1 protein-coding gene is annotated in these 1,430 nt (G+C 43.6%); it reads right to left on the reverse strand.

Going from position 1 to position 1,430, the window contains the following annotated elements; all coding sequences use genetic code 11:
* Positions 1 to 8 precede the first annotated feature (8 nt).
* The gene (locus tag NW212_RS15175) at positions 9 to 1,316 is read right to left on the reverse strand and encodes an IS5 family transposase (protein ID WP_258339450.1); all 1,308 of its coding nucleotides are present in this window, start codon (positions 1,314 to 1,316) and stop codon (positions 9 to 11) included.
* Between the last annotated feature and the right edge of the window lie 114 nt (positions 1,317 to 1,430).

Consider the following 1,430-nt stretch of genomic DNA (forward strand, 5'->3'; position numbering starts at 1 on the left):
GTCGTTCCTTAAAAAGCACATTTCTGCGGGATATTGTAACTAAACAGCATTCCGCAGAATTTTTCAATAAATCGCCAAAGAACCCTCATGGCTCTTTTGAAGTTATATGCAGCCGCAGCCAACAGTACATTGACTACATCTCCGAAGATACCTTTATAAAAGTTGCGTCCCAGGCGACATTCTGATTTCAGGTGCCCGATTGTCGGCTCGATTCCGGCTCGCTTGCAGAAGATGCGGTGTTTCTTTTTGCGAATATAGTAGCTGTCTTTTCGGTTGGGAACATCAGGGATTAGTATTTGAGTACCGTTTACTTCCTTCTTTCCCCTGTACCCCCTGTCTCCTGCCAATTTCTTTATTTTACGTCCTGTTATTCTTTCAACCTGCAAAAGGGATTTTTCTATTGTATGTCCGTCGTATTCGTTGCGGAACGAGCCGGCTCCTAAGATTATACCTGTCAGAGAGCGGATGATGGAAACCTTGTTCCCGAACTCATACTTCTTATGCTCCTTGCCTTTGCTTATGCACTGCACCTCAGGCTCGTGCAGTGAATAAATCTTTTCCTTGGAATTGCGTTTCTGTGAAAGTACCCGTTCAAACAGAATGAGCTGCTTGTCGTATTCATGGTTTTCTTTCAGGTTGCGTCTGAGCTCCCTTACCAATCGTCCGGCTATTGTCCGCAGTCTCTTGTCTGCCTTTAAGGCTTTCGCACGATTCTTCGGATGGTTGCGGAAACGTTGGTCACGGTAAATCCTTTTAAGCACAAACGTATAGCTCTGACGCAACGGAAGGTTCAACGACCTTACAATGGACATAACCTTACGGATTATCTTTTTATGCAGCTTCTCATCAGTGGGATAGGTCACGTTCTTTTCTTGTACGGTGGAGTCGATGAAAGCAGTGTCGTAATGGTCATTGTCGTCATTTTCCTGATTGACACGGATACTTTCTGCCAGAATAAGCTCCATACCCTGCTCACCGATACGCTTGCGGAAATGAACAAGCTCGCTCGCATTGCATGGATAAGATGGAGTAAACTCCGACATGCCGCAAAAGTACTGGTAATAAGCATTCTCGCTCCACTGCTCAACAACTGACTCATCGGAAAGATTCCGTACGTGCTTTAGAATCAGCAAGCCGCACATCAGACGGATAGGCTTGGCAGGACGTCCGTTATCGGCACAATACAACGGAGTGAAGGATTCTTCAAAACGAGACCAACTGATTTTATCCGCAAGGATGTACAAGGGATGTTTCTGGTTCAACTGGTCGGACAAAGAACTGAATAAAGAGGGACTTGATATAGTTTTATTAATCATATAATCTGCAAGTTTTAGAACTTAAAGTTACAAAAACTTGCAGATATATCAAAGGAAATCAAGAACTACTTTACTGATTATCAATTCGTGAATCGCTTTTTAAGGAACGACTAT

The sequence above is a fragment of the Bacteroides sp. ET225 genome (genome assembly GCF_024733745.1).
GTDB classification, from domain to species: Bacteria; Bacteroidota; Bacteroidia; order Bacteroidales; family Bacteroidaceae; genus Phocaeicola; species Phocaeicola excrementipullorum.